17 protein-coding genes, 4 tRNA genes and 1 pseudogene are annotated in these 21,655 nt (G+C 43.7%); 8 read left to right on the top strand and 14 right to left on the bottom strand.

The window, feature by feature from the left end; translation table 11 throughout:
- Positions 1-4: 4 nt before the first annotated feature.
- Positions 5-523, bottom strand: a complete 519-nt coding sequence (locus JMW39_RS07765; RefSeq protein WP_201545394.1) for a helix-turn-helix domain-containing protein — start codon at positions 521-523, stop codon at positions 5-7.
- A 93-nt stretch (positions 524-616) separates the two neighbouring features.
- Entirely contained in the window at positions 617-1,411 is a 795-nt protein-coding gene (locus JMW39_RS07770) for a hydroxymethylpyrimidine/phosphomethylpyrimidine kinase (RefSeq protein WP_201545396.1), read from the bottom strand.
- Positions 1,412-1,767: 356 nt separating this feature from the next.
- Here JMW39_RS07770 and JMW39_RS07775 point away from each other — a divergent pair.
- The 3 genes from JMW39_RS07775 (at position 1,768) to JMW39_RS07785 (ending at position 3,020) form a co-directional block, all read left to right on the top strand.
- Positions 1,768-1,857, top strand: a tRNA-Ser gene (locus JMW39_RS07775).
- 183 nt (positions 1,858-2,040) lie between these two features.
- A tRNA-Arg gene (locus tag JMW39_RS07780) sits at positions 2,041-2,117 on the top strand.
- A gap of 249 nt (positions 2,118-2,366) precedes the next feature.
- Complete coding sequence (locus JMW39_RS07785) at positions 2,367-3,020, top strand: RDD family protein (protein WP_201545398.1); 654 nt, start codon at positions 2,367-2,369, stop codon at positions 3,018-3,020.
- Between the two features lie 46 nt (positions 3,021-3,066).
- Here JMW39_RS07785 and JMW39_RS07790 read toward each other — a convergent pair.
- From JMW39_RS07790 to JMW39_RS07840, 11 genes and pseudogenes are all read right to left on the bottom strand, one after another.
- Positions 3,067-4,068: pseudogene (locus JMW39_RS07790) on the bottom strand (calcium/sodium antiporter).
- Between the two features lie 228 nt (positions 4,069-4,296).
- On the bottom strand, positions 4,297-4,677 hold the full coding sequence (gene panD, locus JMW39_RS07795; RefSeq protein WP_045443274.1) for an aspartate 1-decarboxylase: 381 nt from the start codon (positions 4,675-4,677) through the stop codon (positions 4,297-4,299).
- A gap of 152 nt (positions 4,678-4,829) precedes the next feature.
- The gene (pth, locus tag JMW39_RS07800; RefSeq protein ID WP_201545400.1) at positions 4,830-5,411 is read right to left on the bottom strand and encodes an aminoacyl-tRNA hydrolase; all 582 of its coding nucleotides are present in this window, start codon (positions 5,409-5,411) and stop codon (positions 4,830-4,832) included.
- 229 nt (positions 5,412-5,640) lie between these two features.
- Positions 5,641-6,321: a 50S ribosomal protein L25/general stress protein Ctc gene (locus JMW39_RS07805; protein WP_201545402.1), complete on the bottom strand. Its 681-nt coding sequence runs from the start codon at positions 6,319-6,321 to the stop codon at positions 5,641-5,643.
- Positions 6,322-6,642: 321 nt separating this feature from the next.
- A complete protein-coding gene (locus JMW39_RS07810; protein WP_149490452.1) occupies positions 6,643-7,590 on the bottom strand; it encodes a ribose-phosphate pyrophosphokinase in 948 nt (315 codons plus the stop codon).
- Positions 7,591-7,700: 110 nt separating this feature from the next.
- A tRNA-Gln gene (locus JMW39_RS07815) sits at positions 7,701-7,776 on the bottom strand.
- A 233-nt stretch (positions 7,777-8,009) separates the two neighbouring features.
- Positions 8,010-8,085 (bottom strand) — tRNA-Gln (locus JMW39_RS07820).
- A 187-nt stretch (positions 8,086-8,272) separates the two neighbouring features.
- Positions 8,273-8,800: a hypothetical protein gene (locus JMW39_RS07825; RefSeq protein WP_201545404.1), complete on the bottom strand. Its 528-nt coding sequence runs from the start codon at positions 8,798-8,800 to the stop codon at positions 8,273-8,275.
- Positions 8,801-8,850: 50 nt separating this feature from the next.
- A complete protein-coding gene (gene ispE / locus JMW39_RS07830) occupies positions 8,851-9,810 on the bottom strand; it encodes a 4-(cytidine 5'-diphospho)-2-C-methyl-D-erythritol kinase (protein WP_201545406.1) in 960 nt (319 codons plus the stop codon).
- 64 nt (positions 9,811-9,874) lie between these two features.
- Positions 9,875-10,510, bottom strand: a complete 636-nt coding sequence (lolB, locus tag JMW39_RS07835) for a lipoprotein insertase outer membrane protein LolB (RefSeq protein WP_201545414.1) — start codon at positions 10,508-10,510, stop codon at positions 9,875-9,877.
- Between the two features lie 253 nt (positions 10,511-10,763).
- Positions 10,764-12,755: a tetratricopeptide repeat protein gene (locus JMW39_RS07840; protein ID WP_227679457.1), complete on the bottom strand. Its 1,992-nt coding sequence runs from the start codon at positions 12,753-12,755 to the stop codon at positions 10,764-10,766.
- 782 nt (positions 12,756-13,537) lie between these two features.
- Between JMW39_RS07840 and hemA the strand changes: the two genes are divergently transcribed.
- The 4 genes from hemA (at position 13,538) to JMW39_RS07860 (ending at position 17,345) form a co-directional block, all read left to right on the top strand.
- Positions 13,538-14,920, top strand: coding sequence for a glutamyl-tRNA reductase (hemA, locus tag JMW39_RS07845; protein WP_201545418.1), 1,383 nt, complete (start codon positions 13,538-13,540; stop codon positions 14,918-14,920).
- A gap of 186 nt (positions 14,921-15,106) precedes the next feature.
- Positions 15,107-16,240, top strand: a complete 1,134-nt coding sequence (locus JMW39_RS07850) for an aminotransferase class V-fold PLP-dependent enzyme (RefSeq protein WP_201545420.1) — start codon at positions 15,107-15,109, stop codon at positions 16,238-16,240.
- 162 nt (positions 16,241-16,402) lie between these two features.
- Positions 16,403-16,840 (top strand): YeeE/YedE family protein, encoded by a 438-nt coding sequence (locus tag JMW39_RS07855; protein ID WP_149490459.1) that lies wholly within the window; start codon positions 16,403-16,405, stop codon positions 16,838-16,840.
- Positions 16,841-16,925: 85 nt separating this feature from the next.
- Positions 16,926-17,345, top strand: a complete 420-nt coding sequence (locus JMW39_RS07860; protein ID WP_201545422.1) for a DUF6691 family protein — start codon at positions 16,926-16,928, stop codon at positions 17,343-17,345.
- A gap of 106 nt (positions 17,346-17,451) precedes the next feature.
- Here the strand turns inward: JMW39_RS07860 and JMW39_RS07865 are convergent, their stop codons facing one another.
- Positions 17,452-19,116, bottom strand: a complete 1,665-nt coding sequence (locus JMW39_RS07865; protein ID WP_201545424.1) for an AMP-binding protein — start codon at positions 19,114-19,116, stop codon at positions 17,452-17,454.
- Between the two features lie 326 nt (positions 19,117-19,442).
- Here JMW39_RS07865 and JMW39_RS07870 point away from each other — a divergent pair, with 326 nt between their 5' ends.
- Positions 19,443-21,578 carry an NADPH-dependent 2,4-dienoyl-CoA reductase gene (locus tag JMW39_RS07870; protein ID WP_201545426.1) on the top strand — a complete coding sequence of 712 codons (2,136 nt, stop codon included), beginning with the start codon at positions 19,443-19,445 and terminating at the stop codon, positions 21,576-21,578.
- The last annotated feature ends 77 nt before the right edge of the window (positions 21,579-21,655 follow it).

Genomic DNA, 21,655 nt, shown 5'->3' on the forward strand with positions numbered 1-21,655 from the left:
TGTCTTAGTCCTTCGATGAGCCTTGCTTTTTGCCTGCTTGTTCCTCCGCTTTGAGCAAGGCATCGAGCTTTTTTAGGTAAGCATTCTCTGCACGCAAATATTCCAGTTCACGCTTAAGCTCTGCTAGCGTCTTTTCATCATCAGGTTTGTCTGTAATAAAGGGTTTACTCATGGCGGTTCTACCTTTAGGTTTGGATATTAGTCCAGACATACCATAAAGCCGATACGCTTTGTGCCAGTGGCTAATTAAGGCCGGTGAGCTGATATCAAACGTTAGAGCGACCTCGGATTGACTTAATCCTTCCTTAAGCATGGTGGTAATCACGTGATGTTTAAACTCACTGCTGTATTTGGCCTTACTTGTCTTTGGCTTGATGGCATTTATGCCACCGCTTTGGTATTGCTTAACCCATTTGAGTACAAACTCTGGATTGACGTTAAACTTCTTAGCGGTGGCATGACTACTATGGCCTTGCCGATAGTATGCGATGACTTGCATCTTAAAGTCTAGATTGTAACGCATGAAAATACCCCCATAAGTTGTGTCCAACTTATGGGGGTCAGTTCATCTATAAAATATAGAGCGCCTTTTTTTATTTACCATCTATAGATTATTCTAAAATTCTATAAAACGATTGGGTATTAATTGGGCGTCAGCATCATCAGGATGCGGCGCATCGGCGGCGCGCAGCGTTTGGGTAATCCAACTATCCGCAGACTTTACTGCCTCGATAAGTGCGTCACCCATTGCCAAGCGTCCAGCGATAAAGCTCGCTAATGAGCAGCCAGAGCCATGAAATTCGCCTTTTAGGCGCGGCAAAATACTTTTATGTACCATCTCACCTTTGATATACAGATACTGCTCGATATCACCGCTATCAAAGTCGTGTGAGGTCTTAACCAATACCGCATAACACCCTTGGGCGCATAATTTTTGCGCACCGATATGCAAATCTTGCTCAGCGCTTAAGGCTCGTAGCTCGTGGGTATTTGGGGTGATTAAAGTCGCGTAGGGAAGCAGTTTCCTAAACGCAGTTGCCAAAGTTTGCTCATCTCCTAAGCTGCCACCGCTATTGGCAACCAATACAGGGTCGAGTACAAACGGTGTGTCAGCAGCGATAATTTGCTCAGCAAATAGGCGCGTCAGCATCGCGATATTGTCAGTGGTGCCAAGCATACCTGACTTAATTACCGCAACAGGTAAATCATCGAGCACTGTGGTCGCCTGCGCTTCTACCAGTGCTGCTGCACAAGCCTCAAAACCAAATACTTGCTGCGAGTTTTGTATGGTAATTGCCGTACAAGCGATTGCGGCATGAGCGCCTGCTTGACCGACAGCCTCGATATCTGCTTGTAATCCAGCACCGCCCGACGGATCCAATCCTGAAAAACACAGTACCACTGGTCGCATAACCCTTCCTTTTATTTATTCTATAATGAATCATAAATACTATAGCTATCGATTACCCAAAAAGCCATAGCCATTAGATTTTGGTCAATTAGTGATAAAAACTCATTAGTAGTAAAACCGAAAACTAATCTAGATTTTCATAGCCAAATCAGGCATTTTTTTATCTTTAGAAACAGATAAAGGCATTTAAATCGATAATTATGGCAAAAGCCGCGTTAAATCTGTAGACAACGCTTGCAATTCGTTTTGGCTTTGCTATAATACCGCCCACGGCATAAGACGTATCATTAGCATCGATACTGTGTTTAAAGAAGCATTTTTAATAAAAATATTTCGATAAGTGTCTTAAATCGTTCGGTGAAGTGGGTGAGTGGCTGAAACCAGTTCCCTGCTAAGGAACCATACGTGTAAGCGTATCGAGGGTTCGAATCCCTCCTTCACCGCCATTTATTCAGTTGTTATAAGAGTAATAACGCAGAAATTGGCGTTAATAGTTTTTTAGGTTATCATTCAAAAGTAATTTGAATTTAACTGAGAAATAAGTTGACACAAGCGATATTATCTATATAATAACCAACCTAATTTGCTGCAATTGTTTTTAACAACGCAGTAGATAATGTGCAAAGTACGCGCTTGTAGCTCAGTTGGATAGAGCACTTGGCTACGAACTAAGGGGTCGGGAGTTCGAATCTCTCCAAGCGCACCATTTGCATACTGGCTTATTTGTTCATGTAACCATTAAGCTAAAACTAAATCAATCGCCTGTCTTATGACAATTTGGCGATTTTTTTATGTCTGTCGTTTTTGTAGAGTTTCTATTTTAATTTTTTCCTTCCTTCTAACTTTCAATCAACAGTTTTTTACATCAGAAATCTTGTCTTATCAGACTGTACGCTAAGCGCCTGAATTACGGTACAATGAGCACTCTATTTTTCGCTTGTTATGGGCTAGTATCATGTCAAAATCGTCACCAAAAGCTGCTACCAAAGCAAAATCGCCACGCAAAAACTCAGCGCCTCAAGCCTCCGCTGTCGAAGAAGCGGTGATTGCCAAACCTGGTACACGCATGGCGGCTATTCTATATGATGGGATGTTGATTTTGGCTTTACTGTTTTTGGTTGGTACGGTACTGACGGTGATTGGCACGCTATTGACGATGCAGACGGGCACGCAGTCACAAGAAGCCAGATCGCTACCGACATGGTATCAAAACTTTATTATGACCCCATCTTTTATCCTGACGCTAGTGGGCTTCTATGGGATGTTTTGGCGCCGCGGTGGACAAACATTGGGTATGCAAACGTGGCGCTTAAAAACGGTCAATAATAGTGGGCACCTGCTAACGTGGGGGCAGTCGTTTAAACGTATTTTAGCGGCGAGCCTTATGCCGCTGATATTTGGTCTAATTGGTAGTGTCATCGGTGGCTCACGGGCTATCTTATTGACCAGTGCTTTTTTGGGTTTTGTCTTTAACTATGCCTTTTGTTTGTTTAACCGTCGTGGTTTGGCGGTGCAAGACATGCTATCAAATACCATCACCTTAAAAATGCCTAAAACAGAAAATGAAGGGCTGTGGCGGGTGATTAGAAACCGTAAAAAGGGTGAATAAAAAAGGTAAATAGCAAGGTAACAGCCCAGATAACCGTAATCGCAAACTATAGGTTAAATGTTTGCGTCAGTAAAATGCTATAACCGATAAAAAACAGTAATAATATCGCGCCAGAGGTACGTCCAAACGAGCGTTTTTTGATATAAGCAAACACACAAAGCACCACCAACAATAGCGTCAGCAGTCCCATCACTAACATATCGCGTGACAAAATAATCGGGTCAGCGCTAATAGGGGCAATGAGTGCCGCTAGTCCTACAACGCCGAGTGTATTAAAAATATTAGAACCAATAATATTGCCAAGCGCCATATCATGTTCGCCTTTACGCGCTGCGGATAGACTGGCAACCAACTCAGGTAGTGAGGTACCAACCGCGACAACGGTTAAGCCGATAATCAGCTCACTCAGACCCCAAAAATTAACCAATTCAACAGCGCCCCAAACGATAGCGCGTGAGCTTAATATCAATATCGACATACCTATTACTAAGCTTGCTAAGCCACGAAAAATTCCTGCTGATTGTCTATCCTTGTTCTCATTGTGCTCCTAATTGTGCTCATTATTTTTGCTGCCTATTTTCTTGTCTTCCTGCCTAGTACTGCGCAAATTCATCACAATTTGAAAAATCAATACTGCGCCCAACCCTAGCAATAATATTATGCCGTCTGATTGGCTCAGTTGCCCATCACGCAGCTGCCACGCTGCCAGTAGGGTAATGGCTAGTAATAGTGGTAAGTCGCGCTTAACGATGCTTTTGTGGATAATAATAGGGCTAATAAGTGCTGTTGTACCTAAGACTAGGGCGATGTTCATGATATTTGAGCCATAGGCGTTGCCAAGCGCCAGCTCAGGGCTGCCTTCTAATGCTGCCAGTAACGATACCACCATTTCCGGCGCTGACGTGCCCAGTCCTAAAATGACGACGCCAATAAGGAAGCTTGGCACGCCTAGACCATTCGCTAAGGTCGTCGCGCCATCGATAAAGATATCGGCACTCCAGACTAAAATAGCCAGTCCAATCAGCACTGCAATGACTGCCAACCACATCAGCAAGCTTCCTTATAGGTTAGAACAAAACAGCTTTGAAAATAATAATCTCAAAGACCACAGGCTTAAAGGAAATAGGTTTTAAACGCATTTATCCCTATAAAAAAAAGCTGAATCTTAGATAGATTCAGCTTTTTTTATTCAAATATACAATCCAATTAGCTCAATATTTATTACTTAAGAAGAAAAACGCATCAAACTTAGCAAAAGCTTTAATGGTAAAACTTATTAAGCCACTTGTACCGGAATGATATTGGCCGTGTCTTTCACGGTATTGTCTTCGTTGCAATAAACCAGTTTTGGCTGATAAGTTGCCGCTTCCACTTCATCAAAATGCGCATAAGCACAGATGATGACGATATCGCCTAAGTCCGCCATATGCGCGGCAGCACCGTTTAATGAGATAATGCCAGAGCCCGCTTCAGCGCGAATCGCATAGGTGCGAAAGCGTTTGCCATTGGTGACGTTGTAGATATCGATAGATTCGTTTTCACGCAGACCAGCAAGGTCTAGTAAGTCACCGTCAATACCGCATGAGCCTTCGTAGTGCAGCTCAGCATGGGTAACACGGGCGCGATGTAATTTGCATTTAAGCATATTAAGTAGCATAGGTTGCTTCCTTAGTGTAACTGATATAAATGAGTTAAATCAAAAGCTTAATGGGGACAGGTGGGTAGAATAAAAGTTATTTATCTAAAAGTCACGGTTAAATTTATGCTTTAGCCATTCAAATGACTTAGAAATATGTAATTAACGGCAGATTATTCCGGTAATTTAAAGCCATTAATCTGCGAGCGCGCTTTTTCAATATCGCCATCTAATAATAATGGCAAAGCCTCAAAAGAGGCACTTAAGGCGCTATCAATGGCAATTTGCTCATCGGGCGCCGCTTTAGACAATACATGACCGCTGACTTTAGACTTGTGACCCGGATGACCAATACCGATACGCAGACGATGAAAGTCGTTGCCGATGTGCGGCGTGATATCACGCAGACCGTTATGACCGCCATGTCCGCCATTGGTTTTGAGCTTGATGCTGCCAGCTGGGATATCGAGCTCATCATGGGCAATCAGCAATTCATCATTTTTGATGCCATAAAAATTGACCATCGGCACCACCGATTGACCCGATTTATTCATAAAGGTCAGTGGCATGAGCAGACGCACATCATGACCATAAATTTGTCCGCGTCCCGTTACCCCATGGAATTTTTTGTCAGGGGCGAGGGCAATATTAAACTGCTGCGCTAAATGATGGACGAACCAAAACCCTGCATTATGACGCGTAAACATATACTGCTGACCAGGATTACCAAGACCGACAATAAGCTTTATGGCCATAAAAACACCCTGCTTAAATTTAATAAATGAGTGATAAGGTTTGAAAAGTAAGACAACTCTATAATATAAGACGATTCTATAATATTTGTCTTACATACTAGTTAGCCTACTTTTCAAACCTTACTTACAAAAACAGCAGGAGATATTTATCACCTGCTGTTTTTTGACTAAACAAACCTGTTATCACATAGCAGACACTAGATTGCAGTCTCTATGTAACGCGGGCTTATTATTCAGCGTCTTTGTCTTCAGCTTCAGCACTTTGTGCAGTCGCAGGTACGTCAGCCGCGTCAACTTCAGCGTCTGCGTCAACTTCTTCAACCGTTGGTGGCTGCATGTTAACGATAGTACGGTCGTGAGCATCTTCCATGTCAAGATCAAAGATGATAACGCCTTCAGGCAGTTTGATGTCTGATAGACGGAATAGATCACCGATTTCCATGCCTGATACGTCAATTTCTAGGTATTCAGGTAATTGTGATGGTAGGCAAACGATTTCAACATCAGTTACTACTGTAGATAGAATGCCACCCGCTTTCGTACCTGGAGCATTTTCAGCACCAGCGAAATGCAAAGGAATGTTCATGTTGATTTTCTGACCTTTCACAATACGCTGGAAGTCAGCATGCATTGGGAAACCTTTAGCAGGATGGCGTTGCAAGGCTTTGATAACAACTTGATGCTCATCGCCTTTATCGGTCGTGATGGTCAAGATTTGTGAAAAGAAGGCTTCATATTCAAGCGACTTTACTAGCTCGTTGATTTTGATTGAGATAGTGGTTGGTTCTTCACCACCACCATAAATGATAGCAGGAACTAGATTCTGCTTACGTAGGCGGCGGCTCGCACCTTTACCTTGTTGTTCAGCAGAGCGGTCAACCGCATTGATTGCAAAATGATCAATAGCCATGGATATAATCCTATAGAGAGTATGTGAAGTATCTACCAGCAATAACAGACTTGCGACCAGTCTATCACTGGATAATCAATACTTTAGAAAGTATCAATCATGTCGCTAAGTATAAAAATACCTAAAAATAATAGAGCTTAGCTAATGATGAATACAGGCGCGCATTATACGTGATTCTTTAACAATAATAAAGACCTACGTGAAATAGCTGTTTAAAGTGAATACACAATAAACCACGAAAAGTGATTAAAAAAACGCCAAGTCATAAAACTTGGCGTTTTTTTAACAGATTTTTTAGTAACAAAAAATTTTAAGCGTTACCTAAGCATCAAACATCGCGCTGATAGATTCTTCGTTATTGATACGGCGTAAGCTTTCAGCCAGCATCGGTGCGATACTTACTTGACGAATTTTGCTACAGGCTTTAGCAGCGTCAGACAATGGAATGGTATCGGTGACCACAATCTCATCGAGTGCCGACTCGCTGATGTTTTTTAGCGCATTACCTGATAGAACAGGGTGAGTAATATAAGCCAATACGCGGCGCGCGCCGTTTGCTTTTAGTGCTTCAGCGGCTTTACATAAAGTACCAGCGGTATCGACCATATCATCAACGATGACGCAATCACGGTCACGAACATCACCAATAATGTGCATGACTTGTGACTCATTGGCACGGGCACGGCGTTTATCAATAATCGCCATGTCGGTATCGCCCAATTGCTTCGCCATCGCGCGCGCACGTACCACACCGCCAACGTCAGGTGAAACCACCATGATGTTGTCATAATCTTGTTTTTTAAGGTCATTCAATAATACAGGGGTGCCGTAGATGTTATCTACTGGGATATCAAAGAAGCCCTGAATCTGGTCTGAGTGCAAATCAACGGTCATGACGCGATCGATACTGACGATGTTTAACATGTCAGCGACGACTTTAGCAGAGATAGGCACACGAGCTGAACGCGGACGACGGTCTTGACGGGCATAACCGAAGTAAGGCATGACAGCGGTGATACGACCAGCACTAGAGCGACGCAAGGCGTCAGCCATCATCATGATTTCCATCAAGTTGTCGTTGGTCGGTGCACAAGTAGGCTGCATGATAAACACGTCTTTACCGCGCACGTGTTCTTTGATTTCTACGGCAATTTCGCCATCAGAAAAACGCGTGATGTCAGCTTTACCAAGAGGTATATGGAGATGATCGGCTACGGTTTTTGCTAATTCAGGGTGGGCATTACCCGTAAAAATCGCCAAATAAGGCATGACAGAAGTCCTATTGATTGACTCAAGCAGCGACCGCTAAGCAGTGTCAAACTGCTCAAATTCAGAAAAGAGTATGGAAAACTATTGATGACTACTATTACAGTAAAAAATGGCAGGGGTAGCTGGACTCGAACCAACGGATGTCAGGATCAAAACCTGATGCCTTACCAACTTGGCTATACCCCTGTAATGTCTAGGCTGTGTACGTCGATATCTAATAGCAACTTTTAATAAAATTACGCTTAGAATAGCGTCACGACCTGTTCGTTATCTTATAAACAGATAAACCGTCTACAACATAACTTTTCCCTAACGGTGTTCATTGCGAACTATACCGAAACTGAGATAACGTTGTCAATGTCAATAAGCAGCTATCTTAAATCGCTTATTATACATATCAAACGCTTTGAGCTTAAAAATGGCAGGGGTAGCTGGACTCGAACCAACGGATGTCAGGATCAAAACCTGATGCCTTACCAACTTGGCTATACCCCTATTGAGGCGACCTATTATAAATAAATATTCAGCTTTTGCAAGTCATTTGAGGCTTTTAATGTCTTTTATTCTAAATAGGTTGAAAATAAAACGGATGTTGAGTTAATGAAAATTTATACACTGTCTTTATAATAATTTTATTTACACGCTATAGGCAGTGTTTGGTTGAATTTTTAGCTTGTATAGGCTAATGATTTGGCAAATCTTTGACATCCATGAACTGTGAACCCAAAAATTGGATATATCTATTTTCCAAACATTTAGGATCTGCTTGTTGCTCAAAATCGTAATCGTAGTTGGGATCGTATTTTCCGCCGTCTAAGGGTCCATTAGTAAATAGCTCAGTGTTCAAAGGTATATCAACGCCATTGGCTGTCAGAGTCTGTGTCTCTTCATTCCAAGTGGTTATACCATGAGGAAAAACAGGAACGTTAAGCCTATCACCGTTTTGGATAAGCAAACATCCATCTTTCATAACTAAAGTACCGCCCATAGCTGGTTCTATTTCCGCACTATGCTCATATGGATAGGTAAAAAACTTAGCATATGGCTTATTTTCAGAGGCATTAATGCTGACATCACTAGCCCTATTATCGATAGATACTTTTGGCTTAGGTAACGTGACGTTTTGAGTATCAGAATTGTTGGTGCAGCCTGTCACGGCTATTGAAAGTGCCAAAATACTTGTTGATAGCGTAAAAAAAATTATTTTCATTATGAATAACCTTTAGGCTAAAAAAGTTGCGTTATCAATTCCATCTAAACTTACAAACTCCCAACCATATACCCTGCACAAGGCGCATCTTTAATCCATTTTGCCAAAATCGCCTTATCCGTATCAATACTCGCATCTAATGGCAAAAATACGGCACTACCAGAGCCGGTCATCCGTGCTGTGCTGAGTGCTTGTGACTCTAACCTTTGCAAATAACGTAACGCTTCATCGACGGCAGGAGCAAGGCTGGTGACTACTGAGGTAAAGACATTGCGATAAGGCGTGTTTAAATATTGCACATAATCATTAGAATAGTTTTTAATGGTTTCAATCGATAACGGGGCAATGTCTCGTTGTAGTTGCGGATGCGCAAACAGCTTAGCAGTGTTCACGTGCGCATTCGGCGTCAATACTAAATATTGCTGTTCTGGCAAATCAATGGCCGTTAACTCTTCGCCAATACCCATCGCAATGGCATCTTGCCCAAAGATAAATATCGGCACATCGGCGCCAATGCTTGTGCCAATTTCTATTAGCTCATTTTGATTAATATCAAGCTGCCATATCTCATTTAAGGTTAATAATGTCGTCGCAGCATTAGAAGAACCGCCGCCCAAGCCTGCGCCCATCGGTAGGTATTTATCTAAGGTGATTTGTATTCGCGCCAGCTGCTTAGGTAGTCTGTCTGCTTGGATAACAAATGCCAATAACGCACGTGCGGCTTTAAAAATAAGATTATCATTGATACTGCTGGTTATCGTGTCGGCACCAGACAACGTTAGCAGCTGATGGCATAACTTATCAGCGTCTAAGGACTTATCTATAGTAGAAAATACTGCGTCCTCTACAAGCGAAAAATGCAGATAATCGCCCCAGTCGAGCAGGCGAAAAACGGTTTGCAGATTATGATAGCCATCAGCGCGCTTACCGGTAATATGAAGAAATAAATTAATCTTTGCCGGTGATAAGCGCGTGATAACTGGCTTTGCGGTGGTGCGTTCTTCAGTCATAAATATGCGTCTTTATGAATTGTTCGTAAAGATAACAATGTGTTTTGCTTTCTACGTATTGTTATTATTTTTGATGATCGATGGTCATCACTACTTTATTGCCTTGTGATTGCACCGCGCTGATTTTATTTGGCAGCTTATCATTACCTTTATAAGTAAAGCTGGCTTGCCATTCACCATTCACTGCGCTAATCAAACGGTTTTGAGCATCAAGCTGTGGCGCGCTGTCCGAAGGCGCTGGGCGACCCGATATCCAATACGGCATTTGTGAAATCGGCGCTTGCCAGCCTGTGGCTTTTTTGAGCAAGGTTTCAGGGTCAGTAGCGGTTAAAGTGCCAGTCTTTTCGCTGATTAAAGTCGCTGATTGACCATTATATTCGATATTGGTTTTGCCAATGCCGAGCGCGCCAATCAATTCGATGGCAAAGCGGTCATCTTGTTGCCCCCATGCATAGAAAGCACTACCGCCTTGGTTTCCTGTATTGTCCTTACCAGGCGTTGTGACCCCGATTTTACCCGTGATATTAAAGTTCTCAAGCTTCTTAGGCTGTTCAGCATTCTGACCTTGTACTGTGCCGATAGGCTGGTTGGTAGCATTGGCGGTTTTTAATGATTGGCAGCCAGAAGTAATAACGAGTGCGGTGGTTAAAGCGGTAAATAGCGCCAGTTTAGTTGGCTGGTGTTTTTTTGATGTTGACATGGTTGTTCCTCAAAAGTGACAAATTTACAAAATCAATGTTTTGATATTTAGAAGCTTATATATTTAAAAGTTTCGATAATTAGATATTTCAAAAAAACTGTTTCGAAAAGAGAGTAGCTTAAGCGTTATTTGTTACTCGCTGATGCGCAGCTGTTCATTTCTTATAACTAAGTTGTAGTTTTTATGGCAAGCATTTTTTATTTCTAGCCGTTTTTTACTGTCAGTATTAAATAAGCTTTAAGCAAAAAGCGCATTAATAAAGCTGTATACGGTCGTTGATATTGCGCTGTCCAAATGAGAAGCGCTGTTGTAAGTCTGCCAGTAACGCTTCGACTTTTTCATTATTACCCAAACCTTGATAAGCGCGTAGCAGCAGCGTGCCTGAGCGTAGAGTCGGGAAAACGTCATATGGCGTCTGTAGATAGTCGATGACTTGCTGGTAGTTCTCAGCTACTAAGGCATCCGCTGCCAGTATATTCAATGCTTGCAAATGCAGATCATTGTCATAGCGCGGGTCATCATAGCGGATTTGGATAATAGCCGTTGCTAGGGCCAAACCTTGCTCAGAGCTGCGTTCATTGGCTAGCAATAACTGCGCGTAGCTAAGCTGATAGGAGAGATTGGTTGGGTCGAGCGTTTGCAAATGGTTCAATAAGGTGCGCTTAACGATATAATCTTCTTTATCATCAAGCAGTTGAGCGCGGGCAAACAGCAGCATCTCATTATTAGGATATTTACGACTGGCGCGTGTTAATAACCGTAGCGCTTCATCAGACTCATTTTGCTGCCACAAGATATCTGCTTGCATGACAAAACTGTCAGGGGCGAAGATACTAAAGTCTTTTCGCAGCTTTTCTAGGGTAGCGATGGCAGCCTCGACGTCATCATTCAGCAGCTCGAACGACACCACTTTTCGGCGCGCTTCTAATACCAAGTCCTCTTGCATGACGCCATTAAGATAGTATTTTGCTTGCTCAAAGTGCTGCTGGCGCTCGGCACTGATACCCAAATAATAATAAGCTTGATCAAGATAAGAGGGGTTTTTAGCCAGCATATTAAGCAACTGGTCGGCAGTGGCATACTCTTCAACGTCTAAACTGACCAGTGCGGCTAGCAAGGTAATTTCGTCGTCATCAGCGAAGCGCTCATGGGCGTCAAGTAACAGCTGCCAAGCCTGCTCGCTTTGCCGCAAATCAAGTAAGTAGCGAATCTCATATAAGTATAAGCTTTTGCTGTCAGGGTTACGTAAGCGTGCTTGGCTGACATAATTGATAACTGCCTCTGACGGCTCAGTTTTGCGTAATATATCGGCTTTTAAAGTGATAAAGGGTACATAATCTGGCTGACGCGCTAAGGCACGATCGATATGAACAATGGCAATCTCAGGCTCATTAAATTGATATAGCAAACCGGCTTTTAATACCGATAGCGAAGCGTTCTGCTCACTATCAATAGGTTGCAAGGCAGCGAGCAGTTCGCGTTTATCTTCATCAGTATTGGGATAAATGCCTATCAGGATTTCGCTAAGATCGGCTCGCGGGTCGTAACTTAAAATACGATTAAGGCTTTCGCCTGCCAACTCATAATCATGAGCGCGCAAGGCCAAATGCGCCACATAAAACCAAGCAGGCACGTGGTCGGGGTTTTGGTCTTGCCAAGTTTTAGCAAAGCGCAGAGAATCCTCAACGCTCTCATTGCGTAAAGATAAACTTAGCGCTCGCTCAAATATCGCCGTCGCATCTTGCTTAAAAGACTGCTGCTTATAGATGGTCACCGCGCGGTCGGTGTCATCACGATCCGCAGCAAACTCGGCATCTAAAAGCGCGTACAAACTTGGCTCGCCAAGCGTCGCTTGCCCGCTGGTTGTCGGTGCTAGATTGCTCACATCATCAGCAATATTTTCAGTTGTTTGTGGCTGATGAGTTGGTAGTTGCTTAATAAGGGATTGCTGAATAGATGGCTCTTGAGATAATGATTGCTTAGCAAGCGTTTTATGAGCAGGCGTAGCAATAAAGTTTTCGCTGCTAGCATCATTAATATTTACATTATTAGTATTGGCATCGTTAGCGACGACGGAAGAGATGTTATAAGAGCTGATATGTAATGAGGGGCTGACATATTTAGCGTGGGCAGGTAATCCTAGGCATAAGCAAACGGCCAACGATAAAGTTAGCTGATGGCGCTGGTATAGCCGCTCAATAATAGCGTGCAATAAAGCGCGCAGGCGAGACTGATCATGATGCATAGGTTGCAATCTAAAGGATGAGCCAAAAAAAATCATAGCTAGCAGTGTTTACCTATTATTTACCCGTCAAATCGTTTGCAGCATAACAAGGTGATTTTATTGTTATTATTCTAAAAACAGCTACGAAGAAAACCCGTGACTAGCATTATAAGAGTAGATTGAGGGGATAAACAATAGCGTCCGTGTTACTCAGATATTAGGAATATTTATGCGATTAAGTAACTACTATAAATGACCCTAAATGATTTCTAATATAATAAATTTAATATAAAAAAGATATATTCAAAATAGCGTTCTGTTGGGATAAGTTTTCCTCGCCTGCTGTGCGCTTGGCACGATAGAGAGTTCGCAACCTATATTTCAAAAGCAAGCATCCCAGCCGCACGGTATGCTTTTTAAATTGAATCGACTATTACCCAATCGCTAGTAAATAACCGTAACGGCAAATGAGACAAAATTTAAAGGCTCGCAGCATTTACTTTAAAGTCGGCATAGCAGTTGATTTATCGTCGCTGCGCCCAGATACAGACAAATAACATCGCCAAGCGTTGCCTGTTAAATAAAGCTGGCAATAATGATATAATAAGCGCTTTTTAAGCGTTTGCACTATGTTTATTGTGGCCTATCATGCGCATGATTGGTTAAAGACATTTTTTCAAAGACAGTTTAGCAAGCGTTGTCTGTGAAAAACTGTTTTCTAAAACTGCTGCTTAAATAGGGTTTCTTAACCTTCTAAGAGCGTTTGGCTGGCAGGTAAACGTTATATTTATGGTCTATCAATAATGAGATTAGTGGTCATTGGGGTCAATCACAAAACCGCACCAGTCGCTCTACGAGAGCGCTTGGCGCTTGTTGGTGAGGATGTGACTATCGCCCTTAAACAGCTAGAGCGCTTTACCGATGGTAGCGTGATTGTCTCGACTTGTAACCGTACTGAGATTTATGCGCTGGTTCCGCAAATTTTATTAACGTCAGAATCAGGTGCGCATTTAGCGGAGCCACAAGCTACTGATGCTATTGCTAGTAATATTGCAATCGGTGCGCAAACTGTTTCGGCGGTCATCAGTACTCATATTTTAAAAATCAAAACATGGTTGGCTGATTTTAAGCAGTTGTCTTTAGACGAGATTGACCCTTATCTTTATGTGCACCGTGATACTCATGCTTTGACCCATTGGCTCAGAGTTGCCGCTGGTCTTGACTCAATGATATTGGGTGAGCCGCAGATACTCGGTCAAATCAAGCGTTCTGTGCATTTGGCGCAGGATCAAAAAGCCCTGAGTAATCAGCTCGGCTGGATTGTCGATCAGGTATTTGCCGCCGCTAAACGCGTGCGTAACGAAACCCAAGTGGGTGCTCAAGCGGTATCGCTTAGCTATGCCGCTGCTAAATTGGTCACGCAGATATTTGACGATTTGCCAAGTCGCACGCTATTAGTCGTCGCCGCAGGTGAGATGAATCGCTTGGTGGCAACGCATATTGCCGGGCTTGGGGTTGGGCGGGTTATTATTTGTAACCGCAATCCTGAGCGCGCCGAAGCATTAGCTGCTGAGCTGCGTCGACCAGATCGTATCGTAGAGGTTAGAGCACTGCAAGAATTGCCGCAAGTATTGGCAGAAGCTGATATCGTCAGTAGCTGTAGTGGTAGCATGGATGTGCTGATAGATAAAACTATGACCTTGCGCGCGCTTAAAAGCCGTCGCTATCAGCCGATGCTGATGATTGACTTGGCAGTGCCGCGCGATATCGACTCTACCATTAGCCGTATCGATGATGTTTATCTGTATTCGGTCGATGACTTGCAACATGTGATTGCTGGTAATATTGAGCAGCGTAGGCAAGCGGCGGTCGATGCTGAGCTGCTTGTCAGCCAATTGGTCGTTGAGATGGATCGGCGCTTTCAAGTGCGCCAAGTCGGCAAAGATATTCAGCAGTATCGCGCGCGGACTCATGACCAAGTAGATAAACTGCTGCATGAATCCATTGCTAAGTTGCAACAGGATAATGCCAGCCCTGAGGACATTATTACTGAGCTGTCACGACGTTTGACCCAGACGCTAACCCACGCACCATCGAAGCTGATGCGTAAAGCGGCACGTGAGGGTGACAATGAATTGCTAGATTTTGTGGTGTCGGGATTGCAAGAGGCACATCGAGGTCGTTAAGCTATTTTCCAAGCCAGTCACTAAACCATTTGCCAAACCAATCGCTAAACAAGGGTTGGTTTTTTACTAAGTTACCCCCTATAATCGGTAGAGCAAAAAACATCAGTGATATGGCAAAATCTCAATCATGCCCAAAACCTAAAAACTCAGTAACAACATTTTCTCTTATTATACTAGGAGCGTCCCATGACTGCATTACGTCAAGATATTGATCCAAACGGCTTATTAGAATATTCAGTGGTCTATACTGACCGTGCCCTAAACCACATGTCAACAGTCTTTCAGCAAGTGATGAAAGACTTATCTAGCGACCTAAAATCCGTCTATAACGCTAATGCGGTTGCTATCGTTCCTGGTTCTGGTACATATGGAATGGAAGCAGTGGCGCGCCAATTGGCCAATGACGAAGACTGCTTAATTATCCGTAACGGTTGGTTTAGCTATCGTTGGACGCAAATTCTAGAAAAAGGCAAGATTGCCAAATCCTCTACAGTACTGACTGCCAATCGTGAAGCGGGTGATACGCCAAAGCCGTTTTCTCCAGTCGCTATTGATGAAGCGGTTGCTAAAATCAAAGCTGAAAAACCAGCGATGGTTTTTGCCCCGCACGTTGAAACCTCATCTGGTATTATTTTATCAGAAGATTATATCAAAGCATTGGCCGAGGCCGTTCATAGTGTTGACGGCTTATTAGTCATTGACTGTATCGCATCAGGTTGCGTCTGGCTCAATATGAAAGATTTGGGCATTGATGTGCTTATCAGCGCGCCGCAAAAAGGCTGGAGCAGCACACCGGGCGCAGGTCTGGTTATGCTGAGCGACGCTGCTGTGCAAAAAGTAGACAGCACCGAGTCTGATAGCTTTAGCCTAGATTTAAAACAGTGGTTAAACATCATGCGCGCTTATGAAAGTGGTGGTCATGCTTACCATGCAACGATGCCAACCGATAGCTTACGTCAGTTCCGCGATACCGTTAACGAGGCCAAAGAAGTTGGTTTTGAAACATTATGCGCGGCACAGTGGGAGCTTGGCACGCGTATTCGTAAAGTACTAGCAGCCAAAGGTATTGAAAGCGTTGCAGCAAAAGGTTTTGAAGCGCCTGGTGTAGTGGTTGCTTACACCGACCGTGATGACATGCATAAAGGTAGTGCTTTCGCTGAAGCTGGCATGCAAATCGCTGCTGGTGTACCATTAAAAGTAGGCGAGCCTGATAATTTTAAAACCTTCCGCTTGGGTTTATTTGGTTTAGATAAATTGACTGATGTGGACGGTGCGGTACAGCGTTTTGAAAAAGCGCTTGATGAGGTGTTGGCTAAATAATATCTTTATCGTATAAGATATTTTTAGCGTACAAAGAATACTGAGCCTGTGCAACGAGGTTTCAGTATTTTTTTACCCTTTTATTATATTTTATTATATAATGTATTTATATAAAACGAATTTCAAAACTGTTTTTGATAAAAATTGGCTTAGGTAAATATTATGAGTATACAAATAGACTGGCAGGCATTTACGCCAATCTCCTTGGTAGGCGGTTTAATGCTAGGAGTGGCGACCGTTATTCTATTGTTAGGTATTGGTCGTATTGCGGGTATCAGTGGTATATTTTCCAGCCTGCTCAAACCCAAGCGTGTAGAGATGTGGCAAGTATTATTTATCGCAGGTTTAGTCATTTCGCCATTGTTATATAAGTTGGTAAGACCGCTACCGGATGTCGAGGTCAGTACCTCGTTACCGCTATTAATCGTTGCAGGTTTATTGGTTGGCTTTGGTACGCGTTTGGGTTCAGGCTGTACGAGTGGACATGGTATTTGTGGTAATGCGCGACTATCGCCACGTTCAATGGCGGCGACGGTGACCTTTATGTTGTTTGGTATTGTGACCGTTTATCTTGGTCGGCATGTCTTGGGCTTCATTTAAACTGCATATAGACGGCACGTTGCGAAGACAGCGTTGAATACTATTTATAACAGCTTGGATTAACATATTAGGTGCGAGAAAAAACATGCTAAAAAATATGATTGGGTTACTGGCAGGGTTATTATTCGGCTTTGGACTGCTGATATCAGGGATGACCGATCCTGTTAAAGTACAGGGCTTTTTGGACGTCTTTGGTGCATGGGATATTTCTCTGGCACTAGTAATGGGTGGCGGTCTGGCGGTGGCGATAATTGGCGTGCAATTGGCCAAGCGGCAAAAGAATAGCTGGATTGGTACCTTAATTGAGATGCCTACCAAAACCACCATCAATAAAAAACTGCTAATCGGCGCGATGCTATTTGGTATCGGTTGGGGCTTGGTGGGTATTTGCCCAGGACCGGGTATTGTACTGCTTGGTACGGGACAATGGCAGGCCTATATCTTTATCCCAGCGATGATAATTGGTATGCTGGTTTATCAATGGCTTGAGCCTAAGCTTAATTAGTCGTTTGGCTAATAACAATCTTTACGTTTTTATTTCAATAAAAAGGCTCAGTCTAATTAATTAGACTGAGCCTTTTTTATAAATCATAATTGAATCTTTCAGAGGATTATTTAGCGCTAGCCGTTACTTTTGGCGTTTCGTGTGCCAACGATTTGGCTGCTTGACGTAGCTCAAACTTCTGTACTTTACCGGTGCTGGTCTTTGGTATTTCAGCAAAGATAATATATTTTGGCACTTTAAAACCTGCTAAGTGCTGCTTGCAGTGTTCCATGACATGGTCGCGCTGTAAGGTGCTGCCGGCATGAATCTCGATAAAGGCGACTGGTACTTCGCCCCATTTATCATGCGGCGCGGCAACGACAGCACAGCTTTGGATTTCAGGCATTTTATATAAGACATTTTCGACTTCGATACTAGAAATATTCTCGCCACCTGAGATGATGATATCTTTTAGCCTGTCCATGATTTTGATATAACCATCAGGATATTTGACGCCCAAATCACCAGTACGGAACCAGCCATCAGCAAAGGCTTCTTCAGTAGCTTTGCGACTTTTTAGATAGCCTTTCATCACCATATTACCGCGCAGAGCCAGCTCGCCCATCTCTTCGCCATCAGCAGCAACTGACTCAGTGGTACCTTGTTTAAATACCTCAAACCCAGTCATCAAATGCGAGGTCACGCCTTGACGTGATTTTTTTTGCGCGCGCGCAGCAACATCAAGCTCATCCCATTCTTGTTGCTCAGCACAGACGGTGACTGGACCATAGACTTCGGTGAGGCCATAAACGTGCGAGATATGAAAGCCCATCGCTTCCATAGCAGCGAGCATGGTTTCAGACGGCGGCGCACCAGCGACCCAGCCTTTCACTTCATGAGTAATGGCTTGTTTATATTCAGACTTGCCACCGGCAATCATATTGTGCACCACAGGCGCTGAGCAATAATGCGAGACTTTATACTTGGCAATCAGCTGCAAAATTAAATCCGCGTCAATTTTACGCAAGCAGACGTTGACGCCCGCACGCTCTGCAATCGTCCACGGGAAACACCAACCATTACAATGGAACAAAGGCAGCGTCCATAAATACATTGGGTGCTTGGGCATATCCCAATCTAAAATGTTAGAGACGGCATTGAGCGTCGCACCGCGATGATGATACACCACGCCTTTGGGCTTACCAGTGGTACCAGAGGTATAATTGAGGGCGATAGCATCCCATTCATCGAGCGGCTTTTCCCAATTATCCAAACTGTCTGAGCTGGCGATTAATGCTTCGTAGCTCATTTTTCCAAAGCGCTCGATATCAAGCGCTTTATCTGTCGCATGAATCACGATGAGATTGGGAAAGGCTTCATCGATAATCTCGGCATGCTCAGCAAACTCACTGTCTAAAATTAATACTTTGGCTTCTGAGTGTTGCAGACAAAAGGTTAGGGCGTTGATATCAAGACGGGTATTAAGGGTGCAAAGTACCCCGCCTGACATCGGTACACCAAAGGCGCATTCGACCATCGCTGGCGTGTTCGGCATCATGACTGCCACCGTGTCATTTTTATCGATGCCTAATTTACGCAGACCATCAGCCAGTTGTCTGCAACGATCGTAAGTCTGTTGCCATGTTTGGGTCAGATTATTATGTTCAAGATCGTCATAGATAATAGCGGTTCTATCAGGATAGACCTGAGCGGTGCGGATAATGAAGTCAATAGGGGTAAGCGGTTGATAGTTGGCTGCATTTTTGCCGAGACCGGTATGGAAGTCTGTCATTAGGATAGTCCTTTATCGTATGTTTTTATAGTGGGTGACGCAGTAATGGTGCTCTGCTGTCGCCAATCGACTGTATCAGGGTCTGATTATTATAGACAGTCGCAGGCAAAATTTGGACAGGTTTTGTGGGGTTTATTTAACTAGCTGCAAAAACCTCACCATTAGATAGAATCATTCAGCGCTGCTATTAATTAGTGTTCACTCATCAGTCGCTTGTCTGCATAGCTGATAATAATAGCGGTGTGTTAGGATAGCATAACGTTAAATGCCGCAGCATAACTATACTAACGAAGCAATCCCAGTAAACCCTTCATAAGGAAAATGATATGACCGCCAGCCGCACTGCCAATACCATTGAGACCGCCAGCACCAACGAACACTATCCACATTTATTTGAGCCACTCGATTTGGGCTTTACTACGCTTAAAAACCGCATGGTGATGGGGTCGATGCATACGGGGCTTGAAGATCGTTTTTATAACTACGGTAAACTGGCGGCGTATTTTGCAGAGCGTGCCAAGGGCGGCGTGGCGATGATGATCACGGGCGGCATTTCGCCCAATCGCGAAGGCTGGTTGCTGCCTGCTGGCGGTACCATGAATACGCGCGCTGACGTCATTAACCATCAGCGCGTCACCCGCGCCGCGCATAAGTATGACAGCAAAATTATCATGCAAATCTTACACAGTGGTCGCTATGGTTATCATCCATTTGTCGTGTCATCAAGCCCGATTAAATCGCCAATCTCGCCTTTCAAACCGCGTAAGATGAGCATCAAAAATATTGAGCAAACGGTAAAAGACTATGCTCGTTCAGCCAAACTTGCCAAGCAAGCGGGTTATGACGGTGTAGAGATCATGGGCTCTGAAGGCTATTTGCTTAATCAGTTTTTATCACGTCATGTGAATAAGCGTACTGATGAATATGGTGGTGATATTCAAAATCGTATGAAGTTGGCAGTCGATGTGGTCAAAGCCGTACGTGAGGCCGCCGGTGAAGATTTTATTATTTTATTTCGCTTATCAGTGATTGACTTGGTCAAAGATGGCAACGTCATGGATGAAGTCATCACTGTCGCTAAAGCGCTAGAAGAAGCGGGCGTGACCATCATGAATACCGGTATTGGCTGGCATGAAGCACGTGTGCCGACGATTGTGACAAGCGTACCGCGTGCTGCCTTTGTTGATTTCACTGCTGAAATTAAAAAGCACATCAGTATCCCAATGATGGCGGCCAACCGTATCAATATGCCAGAAACGGCTGAAGAAATCGTCGCCAGTGGTCAGGCAGATATGATTCAAATGGCGCGTCCGTTCTTAGCCGATGCCCATTGGGTCAATAAAGCCCAAAAAGGCGAAGCTGATCGCATCAATACTTGTATCGCCTGTAATCAAGCTTGTCTTGATCATACTTTTGAGAATAAACGCTCGACGTGTTTGGTCAATCCACAAGCCTGTTATGAGACAGAACTGGTTTATAAGAAAACCAAAAAGCCTAAAAAAGTTGCGGTCATCGGTGGTGGTGTAGCTGGTATGTCAGCGGCTCATGTCGCCGCGCTACGTGGTCATGACGTAACCTTATTTGAAGCAAAAGATATCTTGGGCGGGCAGTTTAACTATGCCAAAGTTATCCCTGGTAAAGAAGAGTTCTTTGAGACCATTCGCTACTATATCAATGAGCTTGAGCACTTAGGCGTTGAGATTAAACTCAATACCAAAGTCGATAAAGCCATGCTTGAGAAGGCCAAATTCCACCATGTCATTGTTGCGACTGGTGTTGTTCCTAGAAGCTTAGCAGGTAAGCTGGAAGGTGCTGATTTGCCACAAGTGATGAGCTATGCTGAATTACTCTCTGGTGAAAAATCAGTTGGTGACACCGTCGCCGTCATCGGTGCGGGTGGTATTGGTTTTGATGTCAGTGAATATTTGACCGCCAAACATGGTCAGCCGCTTGATGAGCTAGGTCCTGAGCTATTAAAAGACCCAAGCTATCGTCCAAAAGCGCAGTCAATTAGCGAGTGGCGCGAAGAATGGGGCGTGACTTCTGATACTGACTATCAAACTGAGGGTGGTCTGATTAAACCTGAAGCCATCAAGCCTATTCGCCAAGTCTATCTCATACAGCGTACCAAAGGTCGTCTGGGTAGTGGTCTGAATAAAACTTCTGGCTGGGTACATCGCGCTCATGTTAAGTCGCATGGCGTCATCCAAGTATCAGGCGCGCAGTACGATAAAATCACCAATGAAGGTATTTGGATTACTAACAATCAAGGTCAAAGTCAGCTACTGCGTGTCGATAGCGTCGTAGTCTGTGCTGGTCAAGAATCAGTCGTTGAGCTGATGCCAAATGTCGGTGATGCGCCAGACGCGCAATACCATCTTATCGGTGGTGCAAAACTGGCAGCTGAGCTGGACGCCAAACGCGCGATTCGTGATGGGGCTGAGGTTGCAGCAAGTATTTAAGTTAGAAGTTATGAGAGCAGCAAGGTAGATTATCTTGCTGCTTTTTTGTGTCTAAAACTTTGCTATCAAGTGGTTTT

Source organism: Psychrobacter immobilis, from assembly GCF_904846175.1.
Classification (GTDB): Bacteria; Pseudomonadota; Gammaproteobacteria; order Pseudomonadales; family Moraxellaceae; genus Psychrobacter; species Psychrobacter immobilis_E.

Excerpts from the sequence above, each read along its gene's own strand:
- ispE (WP_201545406.1), bottom strand. The coding sequence starts at position 9,810 with ATGACTGAAGAACGCACCACCGCAAAGCCAGTTATCACGCGCTTATCA.
- JMW39_RS07810 (WP_149490452.1), bottom strand. The coding sequence starts at position 7,590 with ATGCCTTATTTGGCGATTTTTACGGGTAATGCCCACCCTGAATTAGCA.
- JMW39_RS07805 (WP_201545402.1), bottom strand. The coding sequence starts at position 6,321 with ATGGCTATTGATCATTTTGCAATCAATGCGGTTGACCGCTCTGCTGAA.
- JMW39_RS07825 (WP_201545404.1), bottom strand. The coding sequence starts at position 8,800 with ATGAAAATAATTTTTTTTACGCTATCAACAAGTATTTTGGCACTTTCA.
- JMW39_RS07855 (WP_149490459.1), top strand. The coding sequence starts at position 16,403 with ATGAGTATACAAATAGACTGGCAGGCATTTACGCCAATCTCCTTGGTA.
- JMW39_RS07865 (WP_201545424.1), bottom strand. The coding sequence starts at position 19,116 with ATGACAGACTTCCATACCGGTCTCGGCAAAAATGCAGCCAACTATCAA.
- lolB (WP_201545414.1), bottom strand. The coding sequence starts at position 10,510 with ATGTCAACATCAAAAAAACACCAGCCAACTAAACTGGCGCTATTTACC.
- JMW39_RS07850 (WP_201545420.1), top strand. The coding sequence starts at position 15,107 with ATGACTGCATTACGTCAAGATATTGATCCAAACGGCTTATTAGAATAT.
- pth (WP_201545400.1), bottom strand. The coding sequence starts at position 5,411 with ATGGCCATAAAGCTTATTGTCGGTCTTGGTAATCCTGGTCAGCAGTAT.
- panD (WP_045443274.1), bottom strand. The coding sequence starts at position 4,677 with ATGCTACTTAATATGCTTAAATGCAAATTACATCGCGCCCGTGTTACC.
- JMW39_RS07840 (WP_227679457.1), bottom strand. The coding sequence starts at position 12,755 with ATGCATCATGATCAGTCTCGCCTGCGCGCTTTATTGCACGCTATTATT.
- JMW39_RS07770 (WP_201545396.1), bottom strand. The coding sequence starts at position 1,411 with ATGCGACCAGTGGTACTGTGTTTTTCAGGATTGGATCCGTCGGGCGGT.
- JMW39_RS07785 (WP_201545398.1), top strand. The coding sequence starts at position 2,367 with ATGTCAAAATCGTCACCAAAAGCTGCTACCAAAGCAAAATCGCCACGC.
- JMW39_RS07870 (WP_201545426.1), top strand. The coding sequence starts at position 19,443 with ATGACCGCCAGCCGCACTGCCAATACCATTGAGACCGCCAGCACCAAC.
- hemA (WP_201545418.1), top strand. The coding sequence starts at position 13,538 with ATGAGATTAGTGGTCATTGGGGTCAATCACAAAACCGCACCAGTCGCT.
- JMW39_RS07765 (WP_201545394.1), bottom strand. The coding sequence starts at position 523 with ATGCGTTACAATCTAGACTTTAAGATGCAAGTCATCGCATACTATCGG.
- JMW39_RS07860 (WP_201545422.1), top strand. The coding sequence starts at position 16,926 with ATGCTAAAAAATATGATTGGGTTACTGGCAGGGTTATTATTCGGCTTT.